The sequence below is a fragment of the Liquorilactobacillus mali KCTC 3596 = DSM 20444 genome (assembly GCF_000260415.1).
Lineage (GTDB): Bacteria > Bacillota > Bacilli > Lactobacillales > Lactobacillaceae > Liquorilactobacillus > Liquorilactobacillus mali.
Genome location: NZ_BACP01000002.1, coordinates 15,470 through 34,229 on the forward strand (window position 1 = coordinate 15,470; position 18,760 = coordinate 34,229).

An 18,760-nucleotide genomic window follows, 5' to 3' on the forward strand; every position below is an offset into this window, starting at 1 on the left:
TTGGTCAATACAAATAAAGATACTGAGTTCGTTATAGGACGGCACCCAGCAATCGAAACGCTCAAAAGCAATCAGGATATTAACAAGGTTTTCATACAGGAAGAATTAAAGTCGGATGCCATTCGCGATATTATTACACTAGCTCAGAAAAAGAAGATTATTGTCTCGAAGGTTCCTAAAAGCAAGCTGGATTTATTGTCTGATGGGCAAAACCATCAAGGAGTGGTAGTTGCTATTGCTGCCTATAAGTATGCTGAGATCGATGATCTATTCAAGGTTGCCGCCAGCAAGAATGAAGATCCTTTTTTCTTGATTTTAGATGGAATTGAAGATCCGCATAATTTAGGCTCAATCATGCGAACTGCTGATGCTGCTGGAGTACACGGTATCATTATTCCTAAAAGACGCGCTGTTCAGCTAACTTCAACGGTAGCAAAGACATCGACGGGGGCAATTGAGCATGTTCCTGTTGCACGGGTTACTAATTTAGTACAGCTTGTCAAGGAGCTCAAGAAGAGAAATGTTTGGGTCTTTGGAACTGATATGAATGGAACCGACTTTCGAAAGTGGAATGCAACTGGAGCTGTTGCATTAGTAATTGGTAATGAAGGCAAGGGAATTTCACCTCTCCTGAAGAAAGAGTGTGATGAGATGTTAACCATACCAATGATTGGGCATGTACAAAGTCTAAATGCGAGTGTAGCAGCAAGCTTGTTGATATATCAAGGATTTTCTTCACGGGGTAATTAAAGATGAAGAAGAATATTCTAATTGTCGATGCTTATAATATGATTGGCAATTGGCCTCAATTAAATAAACTGAAATTATCAGGACATTTGGAAGAGGCACGTGATACGTTGCTGCATGTTTTGTCTAATTATAAAAAACAAAGAAACTATCATATCATTGTTGTTTTTGATGCGATGTACGTTCCCGGTCTGAGCAAGAGTTATCAACAATACGGGTTAGAGATTATCTGGACTGCAGAGGAGCAAACTGCTGATTCATATATTGAATCGTTGGCAAAAAAACTGCAGACCAGGTTGACACAAGTAACTGTCGCAACGAGTGATCAGGCAGAGCAATGGACAATTTTTTCTCAAGGAGCATTACGTATACCAGCTTGGGAATTGTATCAAGATATTGGCAGAGCCAAGAAGGATGTCAAGAAGCAGGCAAAAAAATATCAAGATGAAGCTGCAGTCAGAAGAGTGCCATGGAATGAAGAGCAGCTGTCACGCTTAGCCGACTTGCGAGACAATATGTCTAAGGATAAAAACGATAATTGACAGAAAAAGGATTATCATGGTAGAGTTAGTCTGATAATCGATAGGAGAAACATTATGGCGCAGAAGAAAATAGCTTTAGCTTGTTCAGAGTGTGGTTCGCGTAATTACACTATTGCTGCTAATCCAGCCAGACAGGAACGACTAGAGGTTAAGAAGTTTTGTAAATATTGTAATAAACATACTTTGCACCGAGAGACGCGGTAAGGAGGACTTTCAGTGAAATTTATTAAAAGTGTTTTTAAAACCATGAAAGACACTACATGGCCGACTAAGAAAGAGGCTACCAGCGATACAACAACAGTTATATCAACTGCAGTAATGTTTGCAGTCTTTTTTGCCATTGTTGATTTTCTCGTACAGTGGGTAGTAAGCTTTGTTGCATAATAATTTTTAAAAGAGCTACGATATAGTAGATAATTCTTAACTTTTTATGATATACTAATTCTCGTAGGGAAAACTTCGAATGTTCGAGGTTTTTTTATTTTGTTTTTTAATTAATTTAGGAGGATAATCTGATGGCAGAATCATTTGAAAAAAATTGGTATGTATTGCACACATACTCAGGATATGAGAATAAAGTAAGGACAAACTTAGAATCACGTGCACAATCAATGGGGATGGAAGACTATATTTTTAGAGTTGTGGTCCCAGAAGAGGAAGAAACTGAGACGACCAAGTCAGGAAAAGATAAGGTTGAGACTAAAAAAACATTTCCAGGATATGTTTTAGTTGAAATGGTAATGACAGATCGTTCATGGTATGTTGCACGTAATACTCCTGGTGTAACAGGTTTTGTTGGATCTCATGGGGCAGGCAGCAAGCCAGCACCACTGCTTTCAGATGAAGTAGAATTAATACTGCGCAGATTAGGAATGAGCTCGAGACATCAAGACTTTGATGTTGAGGTCGGCGATTCAGTCACAATTATCGAAGGAGCATTTAAAGGACTAGTTGGTAAAATAACCGAAGTTGATAAGGAAAAAATGAAGTTGCGTGTCAATATCGATATGTTTGGTCGAGAAACTGCAACTGAATTAAATTATGATCAGGTTGACAAATTAGTTTAGTCTATTTGAAGAAAGTGATACGATGGGCAAAGGGCTTAACGAACCGATTGTTTTTGTACATGGTTATGCTGGAGGATTTTGGTCTTTTTTTAGTATGATACATAAATTAAAGAAAAGACGATTTATTTCGAATCGGATTATTATTACGGTTTCACACAAAGGAATTATCAAGATTCGCAATAAGAAAATCGCGAAGGATTCTGGGATTCAGATAATTTTCAGAAACGATAAACAAAGTGTTGAGCAACAAGCAATATGGCTGGGTGAAATATTTAGCAAGTTGAAGGCAGATTATAGTATTAAACAGCTTGATATTATTGCACATTCTATGGGTGCAGTTAGTGCGCTGTATTTGTTAACAAATTTGAAGATCAAGAATCTGCCGAAAATAAAGAAAATGGTAATGCTTGGTGCTCCGTTTGCGGATGTCGAACCAGGTGCTGATTCTGCGAGAGTTGAGAATATTCAACTATCCGGGGAAGGAATTCCCTTAAGGCAAACAAATAGATATAAATTATTAAAAAAGGGTAGTAAAAACCTTGATGACGATATTGAGATTTTTAATATCATAGGTGACAGTGATTCTGGCTTTTCTGATGGAAAGGTATCTATTTCTTCTGCAAAGTCCTTACGATATTTACTGGAGAATATTGGATATTATCGTGAAAAGATAGTAAGAAATAGAAAAGTAAATCATCGTAGATTGCACGAAGATAATAATATTTTTAAGCAGATTATAGATTTTTTACTAAATTAACTTGAATAAGATTAAGTAACATGATACGATACAATAGTATGTTTTGCATACGAGTGGGAGGCCAAATTAAGCTGGCCATCCGTACCACACACGGACTTTAAGGAGGTATGTACCGTGGCTAAAAAAGTAATTAATGTTGTTAAACTACAAATCCCTGCTGGGAAGGCAACTCCAGCTCCACCAGTTGGACCTGCTTTAGGTCAAGCTGGTATTAATATCATGGGATTTACAAAGGAATTTAATGCACGTACAGCCGATCAGGCTGGGATGCTTATCCCTGTTGTGATTTCAGTGTTCGAAGATCGTTCATTCGAATTCGTTACAAAGACACCACCTGCAGCGGTTTTGTTAAAGAAAGCTGCTGGTGTTGAACATGGTTCTGGCGAGCCTAACACTAAGAAAGTTGCTACAGTTACAAAGGCACAAGTGAAAGAAATCGCTGAAACAAAAATGCAAGATCTAAACGCTGCAGATGTTGAAGCTGCAATGCGCATGATTGAAGGTACTGCACGAAGCATGGGCTTTGTTGTAGAAGACTAATTTTTCTACGGCCACGCTTCTCAGTCGGGCACTCTATGAAAGTAGATGTGCCAAGTGGGAGGTATATCCGTTACACCACATTTGCAAGGAGGAAAACACAAATGGCTAAAAAGAGTAAAAAATATATTGAGGCTTTAAAACAAGTTGAAGCCAACAAAGTTTCTAATGCTGCAGAAGCAATTGCTTTGGTAAAGAAAATTGATTTCGCAAACTTTGATGCAACAATCGAAGTAGCTTACAATTTGAATCTTGATACGAAACAGGCTGACCAACAATTACGTGGGGCTGTTGTTTTACCAAATGGTACTGGTAAAGATCAAACAGTTATCGTTTTTGCTAAAGGCGACAAAGCTAAGGAAGCAAAAGCTGCTGGTGCAGATGTTGTCGGCGACGATGACCTGGTTCAGCGTATTTCTGATGGTTGGTTGGACTTTGATATTGCAATTGCAACACCTGATATGATGGCTAAAGTAGGTCGTCTTGGTCGTGTGTTAGGGCCAAAAGGCTTAATGCCTAACCCTAAGACAGGGACAGTTACAATGGATGTTACGAAGGCTGTTTCAGAATCTAAAGCCGGCAAGGTAACTTATCGTACAGATAAAGCTGGTAACGTCCATGTTCCTATCGGAAAAGCTTCATTTACAGAAGATGCTCTAGTTGGCAACTTCAACACAATTCATGAAGTAATTGCAAAGGCACGTCCTGCTTCTGTTAGAGGACAATACATCAAACACGCTTCATTTGCTTCAACATTTGGACCAAGTGTAACTGTTGATGTTGCAAGTCTTTAATTAGTTTGCAAGTTATAGTTGACTTTAATTAGTTTATGCGATAAACTGATTAAGGTCAATTTTTTATAATGATTCTACCTAAGACTCAGGTGGCGAAAGCCTTAATACATTGCCTGCCGAGGATTTTAAGTGAAACTATATTTTACTTTGAAATTTTCTCTATGTCTTGGTTGGACATAGGGTTTTTTATTTAAACCCTGACACAATGACTAGGAGGTGAATCAAATGAATAAAGAAATTATCACTAAGAAGGCTGCGGTTGTTGCAGGTGTTGTTGAAAAATTCAATGATGCTGTTTCATGTGTGGTTGTCGATTATCGTGGACTCACGGTTGAACAAGTGACTGAATTGCGTAAGGAATTACGTGAAGCAGGTGTTGAGATGCGTGTTATTAAGAACACATATCTTAAGCGTGCTGCTGATGAGGCTGGTTATGAAGGCTTAGATGATGTTTTCGCTGGTCCTACAGCTGTAGCATTTTCTAAAGAAGATGTTGTTGCGCCTGCACGTATTCTTGCAAAATTCGCAAAGGATGTCGACGCATTGAAGATTAAGGGTGGTATGATTGAGGGTAAGGTTGCAACTTTAGAAGAAATCAACGCTCTTTCAACATTACCAAGTCGCGAAGGATTGCTTTCAATGTTACTTTCAGTATTGCAAGCACCTGTGCGCAATGTTGCTTATGCTGTTAAGGCTGTTGCCGAAAGCAAAGATGGCGACGCAGCTTAATTGTCAATTTAAAAAAATATATTAATTTAATGGAGGATATTAACAATGGCATTAGATACAGAAAAAATCATTGCTGATTTAAAAGAAGCTAGCATTCTTGAATTAAACGATTTAGTTAAAGCTATCGAAGAAGAATTTGGTGTTTCAGCAGCAGCTCCAGTTGCTGCTGCAGGTGCAGCTGCTGGCGAAGCTGCTGCAGAAAAGGATTCATTCGATGTTGAATTAACAGAATCTGGCGACCAAAAGATTAAAGCAATCAAGGCTGTTCGTGAGATTACAGGTCTTGGCTTGAAAGACGCTAAAGGTGTGGTTGATGGTGTACCTTCAATCGTTAAAGAAGGCGTTTCTAAGGATGAAGCCGAAGAAATCAAGACTAAACTTGAAGCTGTTGGTGGCGTAGTTACTCTTAAGTAATTACAACTGATGCAAAAAGATTCACTCAGTAGATGAGTGAATCTTTTTTTTAGCAAATCTCTTAAATTTGTGAGTTTAAAAAGGTAGATTATTGATAGGTGTGTCATAATAGTTAAAGGTTCTTGAATTGGGAGTTGGGGAAAATGAAAAATGGATTTTCAAAGATTATCTCTTTTATTGAAAAACGATGGTCTTTAATTAAGGGGTTATTTGTTTTTTCAGTACTATGGTTTGTTGTCTTTGAAGTTGGACGGATTCTTAAAGGGATATCCTGGGAGCAGGTTAGTTCCAATCTAAGTTCGCAATCTCTGGGTAACATTGGAGTTATGGTGGTAGCTGGATTTGTTGCTGTTTTACCAATGCTAGTATATGATTTTGTGATCATTTCATTTCTTCCAGGAGAGTATTCTATCCGTGAAATCTTGCGAAGTGGCTGGATTACAAACACATTCACAAACATAGCCGGCTTTGGTGGCTTTTTGGGGGCTACGCTGCGCGCAAATTTTTATGGTAAAAATGCTTCAAAAAAGCAGGTAGTTTTTGCTTTATCCAAAATTGCTTTATTTTTATTGTCCGGATTATCATTATTTTGCATGGTTTCTCTGGTTATGATCTTTGGCTTTGGCTATGATCATAAATTTGATCAATACAGTATTTGGTTAATTGGCGGAGCGTTATATTTTCCCGGGATCATTATTTTTACAAGATTGACAGATTCTGGTTTTTTCAACGATCTTTCATGGAAGAAAGAGCTAGCATTAGTATTAGGTTCTGTCCTTGAATGGGGTTCAGCAGCAGGGATGTTCCTGCTGATTGGAATTCTGATGGGTGTTAAGTTTAATATTGGTGAAGTCATGGTGCTATATTTTATAGCATCAATTATTGGTGTAGTTTCACTGGTTCCCGGTGGACTAGGATCATTTGACGTATTCATGTTGATTGGTTTGTTTAACTTGGGTGTTGTTAATGGAAAAGGAGTAGCATGGCTGTTATTCTTTCGACTATTTTATTACATACTGCCATTTTTTGTTGGGATATTTCTATTTGTCAGGGATGCTGGGAAACGACTTAATCATTTTTTGGATGGAATTCCAAAGTCGATTATTCAAAAAACAGCACATGGTATTTTGACATTATTCTTGTATGTATCCGGTAGCTTAATATTGCTCGAGTCAACTGTACCTAATTTTGTTTTTAGTAATTCTGTGTTTGTTAAACTATATCCGTATACCTTTTTCTTTTTGAGTCAATTATCAAGTACTGTCTTTGCCTTTTTGCTGATAGGAGTTGCTAGAGGCATCGAGGCAAAAGTAAAAAAAGCATATTGGCCAACGTTATGTGTATTGTTAATCGGAATTATAAATACCCTATGGCGCAGCTTCTCAATTGGTACGGCAGTCTTTTTAATCTTTGTCACTTTTGTGGTTGCTGTCTCGCGAAAAGAATTATATCGTGAAAATCTAACCTATTCGTTTAACAGGGTAGTAGTGGATATTGGAATGTTTATTACAGTCTTCGGTCTGTATGCCACAGTGGGAATTATAAATTCCCCACAACATCATATAAGACATGCGATCCCAACTGCACTGCTTTTTCCATCAGAAAAAATTTGGTTTTCAGGCTTTCTCGGAATGGTGATTGCGGCGGTCATACTGATTATTATTTTTAGATATTTTACAGCTAATAAGTCAATTTTTTCGAATATAGATTTTCCAGAGGAGAGAATAAAAAATGTTGTTGAAAAATATGGTGGCAATGAAACAAGTCATTTAGCATATTTAAGAGACAAGCAATTTTATTTCTTCCAAAAGAATGAAGAAGATCAGTTATTTTTTATGTATAGGAAGAAAGCTGATAAAATTATAGTAATGGGAGAACCAGTAGGTAATCGTGAATATCTGAGGGAAGCTGTCACACAGCTAATGGTCGATGCTGATGTACAGGGATATCAGCTTGTCTTTTACGAGATAGGAAATGAATTGACACTGTTACTACATGACCTAGGGTTTGATTTCTTAAAGACTGGTGAAGAAGGTTTTGTTAAACTTGATTCTTTTACACTAGCTGGGAAAAAACAACGTGCTCAGCGAGCGTTAATGAATAAATTTGAGAGAGAGAATTATTCCTTTTCTTTTGAAATGCCGCCATTTTCAAAGGAAAAATTAGCGGAATTTAAGAAAATCTCAGATGAATGGCTAGATGGGCAGATTGAGAAAGGATTCTCTCTTGGATTTTTTGATGAATACTATCTTAACCAGGCACCAATTGCTGTAATACGCGATTCTGAGGGCAATGCCGTAGCATTCGCTTCAATGATGCCTACAGGTGGTAAAAGAGTTTTATCAATTGATTTAATGCGCCATAAAAAGGACGCCCCATCTGGAATAATGGATAAGATCTTTATAAGTTTGTTTAAATATGGGCGCGAAGAGCATTATGAGTATTTCAATTTAGGAATGGCTCCTCTAGCGAATGTGGGGAAATCTTCGTATAGTTTCATTGAAGAAAGAGCAGCCCACTTAATTTATGAATATGGATATCGAATTTACGGATTCCAAGGCTTGAGAGCATACAAAGAGAAATATGTTACAAATTGGTATCCAAAATACACTGCCTATAGGCGTAGAAGTTCTGTTATGATTACAATGGCAGAAGTAGCTAGCGTGGTAAATCAGTCTTCAAAGGGAAGAAAGGGATTTTTTGCACGCGCTACATTCTTTAATAAGTAATAATGAAACTCATTAATCGATATGCATAGTGACACAGCAAATGAACTGAGACTTCAAACGATGTATTAAGGTTTGTTTTATAAAAATAAAAAGGCTATAAGCGAAAAAGTAATAATTTTCGCTTATAGCCTTTTTTATGAATTAGTAATGAGTCTATTCTAATTTATAATCCAATATTATAATCTTCATCAGACATTGGTTCAACGTCACCTAAAAGATAACCATTGCCAACCTGGGAGAAGAAATCATGATTGGAAGTAGAAGTAGAGATTCCATTCATAACCACGGGGTCGACATCGTCAACTGTATCAGGAAAAAGAGCATCCAAACCTAAGTTCATCAATGCTTTGTTTGCATTGTATCTTAAAAAAGCAAGTACTTTTTCTGTCCAACCAACGGTATCATATAATTCATGAGTATACTTTTCTTCATTGTCGTACAAATCATAAAGTAATTCATAGACCCAAGAAAGCAGCTTACTTTGCTGCTCTTCATCAAGTTCGTTGAAACCAAGCTGAAATTTATATCCAATGTAGGTTCCATGGACAGATTCATCACGCAAAATCAACTTAATGATTTCTCCAACGTTGGCTAGCTTATTGTGGCCCAGCCAATAAAGAGGAGTATAGAAACCAGAATAGAAGAGGAAGGTTTCAAGAAAGACCGATGCAACCTTTTTCTCTAATGGGGTTCCTGTGCGATAGATACTAGCAATCTTTTTAGCCTTATATTGTAAATATTTGTTGGTATGAGTCCAATCAAATATTGCTTCGATTTCTCTAGGGGTATTTAAAGTTGAGAATATAGAAGAATAGCTTTTTGCGTGAACCGATTCCATAAATTGGATATTGTTTAAAACAGCCCGTTCATGTTGAGTCCTGATATCTTTCATAAGAGAGTCCATGCCATCTTGTGACTGAACAGTATCTAACAGTGTCAAGCCTCCAAAAACATGTGCCACAACTTCTTTGTTTTCATCGTTGAATTTACGCCAATCGGGTAAATCATTCGACAGTGGAATTCTTGTGTCTAACCAGAACTGTTCTGTCAATTTTTCCCAAGTTGCTTTATCAATCTGATCTTCAAGTTTATTCCAATTAATTGCTCGATAGAAATCTTTCATTATTTATTCATGCTCCTTAACTATTAGATAACGCAACTTTCACATTCGTTTGCGCCAACTTCATTTTGATCATCTGTAAATGTTCGAACATAATAAACTGACTTAATGCCCTTAGCATGTGCGTAGTTACGCAAAATTGATAGATCACGCGTGGTCATCTTGTTGGTTTTTCCATTTTTCCATTCGTACATGCCTTCAGGAATAGTGGAGCGCATAAACAGTGTCATACTCATACCTTGATCAATATGTTGCTGTGCAGCAGCATATACATCAATAACTTTGCGCATATCTGTATCGTATGCAGATTGATAGTATGGAATCGTATCATTTGAAAGGTAGGGAGCTGGATAGTAAATCTTACCGATTTTGCGTTCCTGTCGTTCTTCAATACGATTGATTATTGGGTGTAAGCTAGCGGTTGTATCATTAATATACGAGATTGAACCATTAGGAGCAACAGCAAGTCTGTTTTGATGATAGAGTCCATCTTTCATAACAGCTTCTTTAAGACTATCCCAATCTTGTTTCGAGGGAATAAAAATATCTTTAAAAATCTCTTGAACTTTTGCTGTCTTTGGTTGGAAATTACCCTCCAAATATTTATTGAAGTATGAACCATCAGCATAAGAACTCTTTTCAAAGCCATTAAAGACAACGCCGCGTTCTTTGGCAATATGATTTGAAGACTGCAAAGTCCAGTAGTTTAATAGCATAAAGTAAATATTTGTAAAGTCAATTGATTCTTCAGACCCATAGAAGATATGGTTTTTAGCAAAGAAAGCATGCAGCCCCATTGCACCCAGCCCGATAGTATGTGCAAGATGATTACCGTTTTGAATTGAAGGAACTACATCAATTTCTGAGTGATCAGTAACATAAGTAAGTGCACGCACCATTGCATCAACAGAATTTCCAAAATCAGGCGATGCCATTAAATTAACGATATTGGTTGAACCTAAGTTGCAGCTAATGTCTGTACCAAGTTCGTCAAAGTTCTGAGTATTGTTGACAATCGATGGTTTTTGAACTTGCAAAATTTCAGTACAAAGATTACTCATAATGATTTTGCCATCAATTGGGTTTTCACGATTGGCAGTATCAATATTGATAATGTAAGGATAACCAGACTCTTGCTGTAATTTGCTGATCTCGGTTTCGAGATCGCGTGCTAAGACTTTTTTCTTAGGAATATTAGGATTAGCGATAAGATTGTCGTATTCTTTTGTGATATCAATATAGGAAAACGGTTTGCCATACTCACGTTCTACGCCCCAAGGATCGAAAAGATACATTTCCTCATTATTACGTGCAAGCTCATAAAACTTATCAGGTACTACCAAACCCAAAGAAAGCGTCTTAACACGAATTTTTTCATCGGCATTCTCTTTTTTTGCAGATAAGAAAGCAACAACATCTGGATGGAAGATGTTTAAGTAAACAACTCCAGCACCTTGACGCTGACCTAGCTGGTTTGAATAAGAAAAGCTGTCTTCAAGAAGTTTCATAACTGGTACAACACCGGAAGCAGCACCTTGAATGTTCTTGATGGGTGCACCAGCACCACGCAAATTACTAAGCGTAATCCCAACACCGCCACCAATTCGTGATAATTGAAGCGCAGAGTTTATCCCACGTCCAATAGAGTTCATATCATCCGTAACTTGAATCAAAAAGCAAGAAACAAGTTCGCCACGCCGTTTACGGCCAGCGTTCAAGAATGAAGGGGTGGCTGGTTGATAACGTTGATGAACAATTTCATCGGCCAATGCCATGGCTAACTTTTCATCTCCATCAGCAAAAAACAGTGCATTTGCGGCGACACGATCGATGAAGCTTTCAAGATACAATGCATTGTCATTTGTCTTAAGTGCATATTGAGCATAAAATTTATATGCAGCCATAAAAGTTTTGAAGGTAAAGTTCTGAGCCGATAAGAATGAATACAGCTTTTTGATAAATTGAAAATCATATTTTTCGATGAATTCTTTTTCTAGATAATCATTTTCGATCAAGTAACTGAAACGTTCCTCTAAAGAAGAAAACTTCATTGAATTCGGTTCAATATTTTCTTTCAAGAAAGCAGCAAGCGCTTCTTTGTCTTTATTTAGTGGAATTTGTCCATTTACTGGAATATTAATTTCATTATTTAAATCATAGTAGGTTACTTTAGCACTATCTAACTGTTTTAATGTCAATTTCATTCACCACTTTCTTAAAATTTGCAACATCTTTAGGGGTCCCACTAAATTCGAACGAATATACTAAGGGTACTTGATATTCGCGCGCTATGTCTTTTGCGGTAAAAATAAAAAGTTCGGCAAAATTTCGATTACCTGTGCCTGCAACTCCAAGCAAATTTTGCCGATTAAAGCTATAATTAAGAAAATCTTCTACGAATTCTGTTATTTCTTTTTCATAGGTAGGAACCACAAGTATGTAAGGTTCATTTACCGCAAGGAAGGGATCCGTTGGTGTGATCTCAACACTTGAAAAATCTAATTTATTTACGAATCTGCGTGTTTGACCGGTAACACTGAAAAAAACAATTTTCATTGTGTGACCAAATTTCTTAAAAGATCAGGACGAAAACCGTTGATGATTGGATCATCATTGTCTTCAATAACTGGAACAGAACGAAAACCTTTCTCCTTAAGATAATCAATATACTGCGGTTCGGTATTTATATTGTGTTCTTCAAAAGAAATATTGTGCTCACTTAAGAACTTTTTAGTCATCTTGCATTGAATGCAATTATTTTTTGTGTAAATGGATAAACTCATAACTAGCACCTCGCATTAATTTGTTGTATGATTAGTATACATCATTTATCAGAATAAGCAAGAAACAAATACTATATATTGTGTTTGTTTCTTTTACTAATATACGATATATAGTGCTTTTTCTAAAGGCTAAAAGATTGATAGAATTATAATGTTTCAAAAACTTTGAACAATTATTGAAAAGGTAGGAATAAATGGGAAATTATTATTATTCAAAAAACCCTGAGGTAGTGCACGAAGAGAAAAGATGGGGTTTTGATATTTTGGGGAATAAAATTAGTTTTGTGACAGATAATGGTGTTTTCTCGAAAAAAAACTGTTGACTATGGTTCAAGGGCACTGATTAACAACTTAAAAATCGAGACAATGCAAGAAGGCAGAATTTTGGACCTTGGCTGTGGCTATGGGCCAATCGGTTTAGGAATAGCAAAAAGCAATTCAAAATTAATTGTTGATATGGTAGATGTTAATGAACTTGCACTTTCATTAGCAAAAAAGAATGCGGAATTAAACGGGCTTAAGAATGTAAATATTTGGGAGTCTAATGTGTATGACAAGATTGAACGTACAGATTATAATCTGATTTTATCGAATCCACCTATTCGTGCAGGGAAAAAAATTGTTTCGCAAATTCTGGCAGAAGCAATTAGCCATCTTAGCATTGGCGGTAGGCTAGTTGTGGTAATTCAAAAAAAACAAGGTGCGCCCTCAGCAAAGAAACTAATGGAAACAGTTTTTAATAATTGTGAGGTAGTGGCAAGAGATAAGGGTTATTTTATTTTAGAGAGCATCAAACTCGTCTAAAGCGGAGGTGAATTTAGATTTTAAATAATCTTCAGAAGAATTTTTTCATGAAAGAAGCTATCTATGAGGCACAAAAGGCTGCTGAAGTTGGTGAAGTACCGATTGGATGCGTAGTTGTAGTTGACGGTAAGATTGTTGGTCGGGGTCATAACCTTAGGGAGCATTCGCAAGATGCGACTATGCACGCTGAGATATTGGCAATTCAAGAAGCAAATGCTTTTTGCAAAAGCTGGCGCCTACCTGAAGCTCAACTGTTCGTGACGTTAGAGCCTTGCCCAATGTGCAGTGGTGCAATTCTTAATTCAAGAATTGAGCGTGTCTATTATGGAGCGATGGATCCCAAAGCAGGGACAGTCGGATCGCTGATGAACTTGTTGGATGATAATAGATTTAATCATCAAGTAATTGTTGAAAAATGTTGCATGGAGGCTGAATGCGGACAGCTGCTTAAGGATTTTTTTAGGAATATTAGACTAAAAAAGAAGAAATCAAAGCGAAAGGACTAGCATTTTTTCGATATTTCATGTATCATAGAATATGCCGCAAGGCCTTGGGACAATGTTGTCCTTGTGAACCGTGTCAGGTCCGGAAGGAAGCAGCACTAAGCTCGGTTCGGCATGTGTCTCAAGTTAATATGACATTTATCTCCCGACCGTCTTGTGGTCGGGAGTTTTTTAAATTGCAAAAGATAGGAGTGTTAGCATGGGATATCAGGCCCTATATCGTGTCTGGCGACCGCAAAAATTTGTTGATTTAGTTGGTCAAAAGATGATAACGCAAACTTTACAAAATGCAATTATGACTCAGCAAACAAGTCATGCTTATCTTTTTACAGGGCCGCGTGGTACTGGTAAAACTTCGGCGGCAAAGATTTTTGCAAAAGCGATTAATTGTCATAACCAAAAGGATGGGGAACCTTGTAATGAGTGTGCAACCTGTCGGGCAATCACTGAAGGACGATTAAATGATGTAATTGAAATTGATGCTGCATCTAATAATAGTGTAGATGAAATTCGTGATATCAGAGATAAGGTCAAGTATGCTCCGACACAGGCCGATTACAAGGTATACATTATTGACGAAGTTCATATGCTTTCGACAGGGGCATTTAATGCATTACTGAAGACCCTTGAAGAGCCTCCTAGTAATGTAGTATTTATTCTGGCAACGACTGAGCCACACAAAATTCCAGCTACAATAATATCAAGAACTCAAAGGTTTGATTTTAAGAGAATCACTAATGACGATATTATTGCAAGAATGCAGTATATTTTAGCAGAAAAGAATTTCAAGTATGAAGAAAAAGCTTTGAGAGTCGTTGCAAAAGCATCTGCTGGTGGGATGAGAGATGCACTAAGTATTCTAGATCAAGTACTTTCTTTTGGGAATGATGTTGTAACGCTTGAAAATGCACTGCTTGTAACAGGCAGTGTCAAGCATGAGCAGCTTAATCTTTATCTCAAACTAGTTTTTGAGGGCGAAACGGCTCAAGCTTTGCAAGCCCTGCAAGAGATAATGTCTGAGGGAAAAGATGCAAATCGCTTGGTAGAAGATGTTATCGATTATTGTAGGAACCTGCTGTTATATCAAGCTTCTCCAAGTATTGTCGAGCAAAATAGTTTGTTGGATATAGATGATGATTTTAAAGGATTAGCAAGTAAGACGACAGTTCAATCATTATATGAAGCAATTGATATCTTAAATGAACAACAGCAAAATATGCGCTTTTCTACACATTCAGACATCTATCTCGAAGTTTTAACTGTCAAATTGTCACAATTGGTAAATAAAGTGCAGACTAACAAGCAGGATAATGAAGAGCTATCGGATGCGTCTCAAGAAGAAATCACAAAATTAAAGTTACAAATTAAAGAATTAAAACAGGCTGTTAATAATCTACAAAAAGGTACGGTAAAGCGGGTTGAAACGGCAAAAGAAAAGAAAGTACCTGTAAGAAAGAAGAGCAATACAACAGTTGATTTAAAAAAGGTATATCCTATTCTTGCTGAGGCAACAAGAAGTGATTTGGTAAAATTAAAGGACATATGGCCAGATCTAATGAATATGTTATCAATTACTCAACGTGCTATTATGAATGTTAGTAAACCTGTAGCAGCTAGTGCAAAGGGTGTAATTGTTAGTTTTGATTATGATTTTTTGTATGAGAAAGCTGATGGAAACGATTCACTGAAAGATAGTTTAACTCAGGGGCTGGAACGGCTAATAGGGCAAGATTATAAACTGGTATTTATGCCCAAGGAAAAATGGCCTGAGATCAGGGAAAAATATCTTACAGAACATCGAGAAAATTCTGAAAAAGAATCAAAGCCTGATGTCGAAGAAAAAAAGAAACAACAGAAGATCCACAAATTACAGCTGCAAAGCAGTTTTTTGGTGAAGGCTTCAGTCAGATAGTTAAAATAAAAGAAGATTAAGGAGAAGATTAATTATGATGCGTGGAATGGGAAATATGCAAGGTATGATGAAACAAATGCAAAAGATGCAGAAGAATATGAAGAAAGAACAGGAAGAACTTGAGAAAAAAGAGTTTACTGGAAACTCAGCAAATGACTTAGTGGTTGTAACATTTGATGGGAAAAAGGAAATGAAAGATATTCAAATTAAACCTGAAGCCGTAGATCCTGATGATATTGATATGCTCCAAGATTTAGTAATAATGGCAGTGAATGACGCAATTACGAAGATCGACAAGCAGACTCAACAAACAATGGGTAAATACACACAAAATATTCCAGGATTTTAAAATACAAACCAGGCAGAGAGGAATGTTAATATGCAATATCCAGAACCCATTGCCAAATTAATTGATAGTTACTTAAAATTACCTGGAATTGGGGAGAAAACTGCAACACGCTTAGCTTTCTTTACGATTGATATGCAAGAAGAGGATGTAACAGCTTTTGCACAATCATTGATAACCGCAAAAAAGGATTTGCATTACTGCAGTATCTGCGGAAATATAACTGAAAGTGACCCATGTATTATCTGTGCTGATAAGCAGCGAGATCAGACAAAAGTTATAGTTGTCGAACAGCCTAAAGATGTAATGTCGCTTGAAAGAATGCGCGAATATCATGGACTATATCATGTTTTGCATGGTGTTTTATCTCCTATGGAAGGCAAAGGACCAGAAGATATTAATATCACTGGTTTGGTCAGAAGACTGCAGAAAAATTCAGATTTGACAGAAGTAATTATTGCTACTAATGCAACTCCGGAAGGTGAAGCAACCGCAATGTACATTTCACGACTGATCAAGCCGGCACACATAAAGGTGACAAGATTGGCTCATGGATTAGCAGTAGGCAGTGATATTGAGTATGCAGATGAGATGACGCTGTTTAAAGCAATTGAAGGTCGGCAAGAAATTTAGGGAGGATGATTGAGATGCTTGGCAGGAAGAAACAAAAATTGAGAAAAGAATATGATGAAAAACTGCTTGATACGATTGATTTATCAGCCGCTCAATGGGAGCACGCTAAGCAGACTCAAAGGGCGGTCAGAGAAGAAGACAGCGAGTTGATTGCTCAAACCATGCTTGAAGGTGCGAAATACGCATTTTTATATGCGGAAGCGCGCAGGAGGAAAGTTCATGGTCATATGCAGTCTTCAATAATTGAACATTAAGTTTTGAGTTAAGATTGTTAGACAGCTAGGGATTAGTAAAGTAAAATAGAACTATGAGTAAGTTAGTGAGGTCAAGTGTGTGAGTGGAAAATTTGTAACTTTTGAAGGTCCAGAAGGCTCTGGGAAAACTAGTGTTTTGAAGGGAATAGTTAGCCTGTTAAAGGAGAATAACAAGGAATATCTATTAACGAGAGAACCTGGGGGCAATCGAATATCTGAAGAGATTCGTAATATAATTTTAGATACAAGATTGGTCGAAATGGATGCACGAACTGAGGCGTTACTTTATGCGGCAGCGCGAAGACAGCATTTAATTGAAAGTGTTTTACCAGCTTTAAAACAGGGAAAATTAGTTCTTTGTGATCGCTATGTAGATAGTTCAGTCGTTTATCAGGGAGCCGGACGGGGCTTGGGTGAAGAAGAAGTCTTGCAAATGAATCTTTTTGCCACAGAAGGACTTACTCCAGATTTTACTTTTTATTTTGATTTATTACCGGAAATTGGATTGAATCGTATTAAAAAGCACAGGCAAAATGAAATAAACCGACTTGATGAAGAGTCTTTGGATTTCCATAACACTGTGCATGATGCCTACTTAAAACTTGCGCATGATAATCCTGAACGGATCATTGTGATCGATGCTTCTCTTCCTTTGAGCGAAGTTATCAAGCTCACGGTTAATCAAATGAAAATAAAATTACCAGATCTTTTCAAATAAGGATTCAAAGATGGAGGAAAAGAAAATGAAAATGATCATTGCGATTGTCCAAGACAAAGATAGTAATCGGTTAAGTAATTTGTTTATAGAATCTAATATTCGTGCAACAAAATTATCAACAACTGGTGGTTTTCTAAAATCAGGTAATACAACATTTATGATTGGGATTGAAGAAGAACGGATTGAAGAAGTGCTAGATCTTATTCGTGAAACGTCTAGAACACGTAAACAATTTATGACACCTCCAATTAATTTGGATGCTTCAATGGATTCGTCCGCTGCTTATCCAGTAGAGGTTCAAGTTGGAGGAGCGACTGTCTTCGTGTTACCAATCGATTCCTTCCAACAATTTTAGGTTTGTAAGTTATGAGTGATAATAATGAAATACGGAAGCAGCAAACAGTTTTAACTGATTATTTTGCTAATATGATAGACCAGGGTCATCTAGCGCATGCATATTTACTAACTGGTCCAAAAGGAATAGGTAAGCGCGCACTTGCATTATGGATTACTCAGGGAATTTTCTGCAAAAATAAGATTGCGGGTAACCCATGTTTGGATTGTGAAGAATGCAGGAGAATTGAGAGTGGCAATCATCCTGATGTAGTTCATGTTGTACCTGATGGTTTGTCGATAAAAGTCGATCAAATTCGTTTTTTGAAGTCAGAGTTTAGTAAAAGCGGGGTTGAAGGCAATCGGAAGGCCTTTATTATTGAAGATGCTGATAAGATGACGATAAGTGCTGCTAACAGTCTGTTGAAGTTTCTCGAGGAGCCCAGTGGTGATGTTGTTGCTTTTTTACTGACAGAAACAGTCAATCGAATTTTACCAACAATAGTTTCACGCTGCCAACTGTTCGAACTTGCGAAACCTTCTAGTGCCCAGTTGATTGCAATGTTAAAGAAAAAAGGAATTACGACGGATAAGGCAGTTATTTTAGGTAATTTGACAGATAGTTTGGCTGAATCTGAAAAAATAGCAGCAAATGAAAATTTTGATAAACTTGTCCGGAATATATGTGTGTGGTATTTACATATTTTACAAGAGGACGCAAGGTGTTTTGTGGAAGTTCAAATGAGCTTATTGCCCCTAATAAATAACAAAGATGATGAAGTTATCTTGTTGAATTTAATAATCTTACTTGTTAAAAATTCAATATCTGTATATTATGGTAAGAAGGATAATATTTTTGTGAAATTTCAAGCAGAGTTCACAGGATTAATAGAAAGATTGACCGCCGACAAAATTACGCAAGCTGTTGAACTAGTTCTAGAGACAAGAAAAAAGTTGGCAGTAAATGTCTCGTTCCAGAATGTTATTGAAGCATTGACGATTGATTTGAGTCAGTGTTACCACGTATAGATGAAGGTG

Annotated in this window: 23 protein-coding genes, 1 other RNA gene, 1 pseudogene and 1 other annotated feature; of the genes and pseudogenes, 21 read left to right on the plus strand and 4 right to left on the minus strand. The window is 37.0% G+C overall.

What is annotated here, in order from left to right; genetic code table 11:
• The 11 genes from rlmB to mprF all read left to right on the plus strand — a co-directional run bounded on the left by rlmB (position 1) and on the right by mprF (position 8,316).
• Complete coding sequence (rlmB, locus tag GSM_RS00150) at positions 1-750, plus strand: 23S rRNA (guanosine(2251)-2'-O)-methyltransferase RlmB (protein ID WP_003688899.1); 750 nt, start codon at positions 1-3, stop codon at positions 748-750.
• Positions 751-752: 2 nt separating this feature from the next.
• Positions 753-1,289 (plus strand): NYN domain-containing protein, encoded by a 537-nt coding sequence (locus tag GSM_RS00155; protein ID WP_003688897.1) that lies wholly within the window; start codon positions 753-755, stop codon positions 1,287-1,289.
• Positions 1,290-1,343: 54 nt separating this feature from the next.
• Positions 1,344-1,493, plus strand: a complete 150-nt coding sequence (gene rpmG, locus GSM_RS00160; RefSeq protein WP_003688892.1) for a 50S ribosomal protein L33 — start codon at positions 1,344-1,346, stop codon at positions 1,491-1,493.
• Between the two features lie 12 nt (positions 1,494-1,505).
• Positions 1,506-1,673 carry a preprotein translocase subunit SecE gene (gene secE, locus GSM_RS00165; RefSeq protein ID WP_003688890.1) on the plus strand — a complete coding sequence of 56 codons (168 nt, stop codon included), beginning with the start codon at positions 1,506-1,508 and terminating at the stop codon, positions 1,671-1,673.
• Positions 1,674-1,804: 131 nt separating this feature from the next.
• Positions 1,805-2,356, plus strand: a complete 552-nt coding sequence (nusG, locus tag GSM_RS00170; protein ID WP_003688889.1) for a transcription termination/antitermination protein NusG — start codon at positions 1,805-1,807, stop codon at positions 2,354-2,356.
• Positions 2,357-2,378: 22 nt separating this feature from the next.
• Complete coding sequence (locus GSM_RS00175; RefSeq protein WP_003688886.1) at positions 2,379-3,113, plus strand: alpha/beta hydrolase; 735 nt, start codon at positions 2,379-2,381, stop codon at positions 3,111-3,113.
• A gap of 114 nt (positions 3,114-3,227) precedes the next feature.
• Positions 3,228-3,653: a 50S ribosomal protein L11 gene (rplK, locus tag GSM_RS00180; RefSeq protein WP_003688885.1), complete on the plus strand. Its 426-nt coding sequence runs from the start codon at positions 3,228-3,230 to the stop codon at positions 3,651-3,653.
• 101 nt (positions 3,654-3,754) lie between these two features.
• Positions 3,755-4,444 (plus strand): 50S ribosomal protein L1, encoded by a 690-nt coding sequence (gene rplA, locus GSM_RS00185; RefSeq protein WP_003688884.1) that lies wholly within the window; start codon positions 3,755-3,757, stop codon positions 4,442-4,444.
• A gap of 59 nt (positions 4,445-4,503) precedes the next feature.
• Positions 4,504-4,642 (plus strand) — a sequence feature (ribosomal protein L10 leader region).
• Between the two features lie 27 nt (positions 4,643-4,669).
• Positions 4,670-5,173, plus strand: a complete 504-nt coding sequence (gene rplJ / locus GSM_RS00190) for a 50S ribosomal protein L10 (RefSeq protein ID WP_003688883.1) — start codon at positions 4,670-4,672, stop codon at positions 5,171-5,173.
• Positions 5,174-5,218: 45 nt separating this feature from the next.
• Positions 5,219-5,587 carry a 50S ribosomal protein L7/L12 gene (gene rplL, locus GSM_RS00195; protein WP_003688881.1) on the plus strand — a complete coding sequence of 123 codons (369 nt, stop codon included), beginning with the start codon at positions 5,219-5,221 and terminating at the stop codon, positions 5,585-5,587.
• 143 nt (positions 5,588-5,730) lie between these two features.
• A complete protein-coding gene (gene mprF / locus GSM_RS00200; RefSeq protein WP_003688880.1) occupies positions 5,731-8,316 on the plus strand; it encodes a bifunctional lysylphosphatidylglycerol flippase/synthetase MprF in 2,586 nt (861 codons plus the stop codon).
• Positions 8,317-8,479: 163 nt separating this feature from the next.
• On the opposite strand, the gene nrdF is transcribed toward mprF, so the two are convergent.
• From nrdF to nrdH, 4 genes are read right to left on the minus strand one after another with little or no spacing between them, the layout of a single operon-like run.
• Positions 8,480-9,439, minus strand: coding sequence for a class 1b ribonucleoside-diphosphate reductase subunit beta (gene nrdF / locus GSM_RS00205; RefSeq protein WP_010077652.1), 960 nt, complete (start codon positions 9,437-9,439; stop codon positions 8,480-8,482).
• Between the two features lie 23 nt (positions 9,440-9,462).
• A complete protein-coding gene (gene nrdE / locus GSM_RS13760; RefSeq protein ID WP_419181921.1) occupies positions 9,463-11,640 on the minus strand; it encodes a class 1b ribonucleoside-diphosphate reductase subunit alpha in 2,178 nt (725 codons plus the stop codon).
• Positions 11,612-11,992, minus strand: a complete 381-nt coding sequence (gene nrdI / locus GSM_RS00225; protein ID WP_010077654.1) for a class Ib ribonucleoside-diphosphate reductase assembly flavoprotein NrdI — start codon at positions 11,990-11,992, stop codon at positions 11,612-11,614. Before nrdI ends, nrdE begins: the two co-directional genes overlap by 29 nt.
• A complete protein-coding gene (gene nrdH, locus GSM_RS00230) occupies positions 11,989-12,219 on the minus strand; it encodes a glutaredoxin-like protein NrdH (protein WP_010077655.1) in 231 nt (76 codons plus the stop codon). Before nrdH ends, nrdI begins: the two co-directional genes overlap by 4 nt.
• A 194-nt stretch (positions 12,220-12,413) precedes the next feature.
• Between nrdH and GSM_RS13765 the strand changes: the two are divergent.
• The 10 genes and pseudogenes from GSM_RS13765 to holB all read left to right on the plus strand — a co-directional run bounded on the left by GSM_RS13765 (position 12,414) and on the right by holB (position 18,751).
• Positions 12,414-13,023 (plus strand): annotated as a pseudogene (locus GSM_RS13765) (class I SAM-dependent methyltransferase).
• Positions 13,024-13,040: 17 nt separating this feature from the next.
• Entirely contained in the window at positions 13,041-13,529 is a 489-nt protein-coding gene (gene tadA / locus GSM_RS00240) for a tRNA adenosine(34) deaminase TadA (RefSeq protein WP_029327319.1), read from the plus strand.
• Between the two features lie 41 nt (positions 13,530-13,570).
• An RNA gene (ffs, locus tag GSM_RS14615) (signal recognition particle sRNA small type) lies at positions 13,571-13,657 on the plus strand.
• A gap of 68 nt (positions 13,658-13,725) precedes the next feature.
• Complete coding sequence (dnaX, locus tag GSM_RS00245; protein ID WP_010077658.1) at positions 13,726-15,438, plus strand: DNA polymerase III subunit gamma/tau; 1,713 nt, start codon at positions 13,726-13,728, stop codon at positions 15,436-15,438.
• A 34-nt stretch (positions 15,439-15,472) separates the two neighbouring features.
• A complete protein-coding gene (locus GSM_RS00250; RefSeq protein WP_029327320.1) occupies positions 15,473-15,787 on the plus strand; it encodes a YbaB/EbfC family nucleoid-associated protein in 315 nt (104 codons plus the stop codon).
• Between the two features lie 30 nt (positions 15,788-15,817).
• Positions 15,818-16,417 carry a recombination mediator RecR gene (recR, locus tag GSM_RS00255; protein ID WP_010077660.1) on the plus strand — a complete coding sequence of 200 codons (600 nt, stop codon included), beginning with the start codon at positions 15,818-15,820 and terminating at the stop codon, positions 16,415-16,417.
• A 14-nt stretch (positions 16,418-16,431) separates the two neighbouring features.
• The gene (locus tag GSM_RS00260; protein ID WP_010077661.1) at positions 16,432-16,671 is read left to right on the plus strand and encodes a YaaL family protein; all 240 of its coding nucleotides are present in this window, start codon (positions 16,432-16,434) and stop codon (positions 16,669-16,671) included.
• A gap of 79 nt (positions 16,672-16,750) precedes the next feature.
• The gene (tmk, locus tag GSM_RS00265) at positions 16,751-17,389 is read left to right on the plus strand and encodes a dTMP kinase (RefSeq protein ID WP_010077662.1); all 639 of its coding nucleotides are present in this window, start codon (positions 16,751-16,753) and stop codon (positions 17,387-17,389) included.
• 25 nt (positions 17,390-17,414) lie between these two features.
• Positions 17,415-17,744, plus strand: a complete 330-nt coding sequence (gene darA / locus GSM_RS00270) for a cyclic di-AMP receptor DarA (protein WP_010077663.1) — start codon at positions 17,415-17,417, stop codon at positions 17,742-17,744.
• A gap of 11 nt (positions 17,745-17,755) precedes the next feature.
• Positions 17,756-18,751, plus strand: a complete 996-nt coding sequence (gene holB / locus GSM_RS00275; RefSeq protein ID WP_010077664.1) for a DNA polymerase III subunit delta' — start codon at positions 17,756-17,758, stop codon at positions 18,749-18,751.
• Positions 18,752-18,760: the final 9 nt, after the last annotated feature.

Coding starts and splice junctions, on each gene's coding strand:
- GSM_RS00155 (WP_003688897.1), top strand. CDS start 753: ATGAAGAAGAATATTCTAATTGTCGATGCTTATAATATGATTGGCAAT.
- rpmG (WP_003688892.1), top strand. CDS start 1,344: ATGGCGCAGAAGAAAATAGCTTTAGCTTGTTCAGAGTGTGGTTCGCGT.
- nusG (WP_003688889.1), top strand. CDS start 1,805: ATGGCAGAATCATTTGAAAAAAATTGGTATGTATTGCACACATACTCA.
- GSM_RS00175 (WP_003688886.1), top strand. CDS start 2,379: ATGGGCAAAGGGCTTAACGAACCGATTGTTTTTGTACATGGTTATGCT.
- rplA (WP_003688884.1), top strand. CDS start 3,755: ATGGCTAAAAAGAGTAAAAAATATATTGAGGCTTTAAAACAAGTTGAA.
- rplJ (WP_003688883.1), top strand. CDS start 4,670: ATGAATAAAGAAATTATCACTAAGAAGGCTGCGGTTGTTGCAGGTGTT.
- rplL (WP_003688881.1), top strand. CDS start 5,219: ATGGCATTAGATACAGAAAAAATCATTGCTGATTTAAAAGAAGCTAGC.
- mprF (WP_003688880.1), top strand. CDS start 5,731: ATGAAAAATGGATTTTCAAAGATTATCTCTTTTATTGAAAAACGATGG.
- nrdF (WP_010077652.1), bottom strand. CDS start 9,439: ATGAAAGATTTCTATCGAGCAATTAATTGGAATAAACTTGAAGATCAG.
- nrdE (WP_419181921.1), bottom strand. CDS start 11,640: ATGAAATTGACATTAAAACAGTTAGATAGTGCTAAAGTAACCTACTAT.
- nrdI (WP_010077654.1), bottom strand. CDS start 11,992: ATGAAAATTGTTTTTTTCAGTGTTACCGGTCAAACACGCAGATTCGTA.
- nrdH (WP_010077655.1), bottom strand. CDS start 12,219: ATGAGTTTATCCATTTACACAAAAAATAATTGCATTCAATGCAAGATG.
- dnaX (WP_010077658.1), top strand. CDS start 13,726: ATGGGATATCAGGCCCTATATCGTGTCTGGCGACCGCAAAAATTTGTT.
- GSM_RS00250 (WP_029327320.1), top strand. CDS start 15,473: ATGATGCGTGGAATGGGAAATATGCAAGGTATGATGAAACAAATGCAA.
- recR (WP_010077660.1), top strand. CDS start 15,818: ATGCAATATCCAGAACCCATTGCCAAATTAATTGATAGTTACTTAAAA.
- GSM_RS00260 (WP_010077661.1), top strand. CDS start 16,432: ATGCTTGGCAGGAAGAAACAAAAATTGAGAAAAGAATATGATGAAAAA.
- darA (WP_010077663.1), top strand. CDS start 17,415: ATGAAAATGATCATTGCGATTGTCCAAGACAAAGATAGTAATCGGTTA.
- holB (WP_010077664.1), top strand. CDS start 17,756: ATGAGTGATAATAATGAAATACGGAAGCAGCAAACAGTTTTAACTGAT.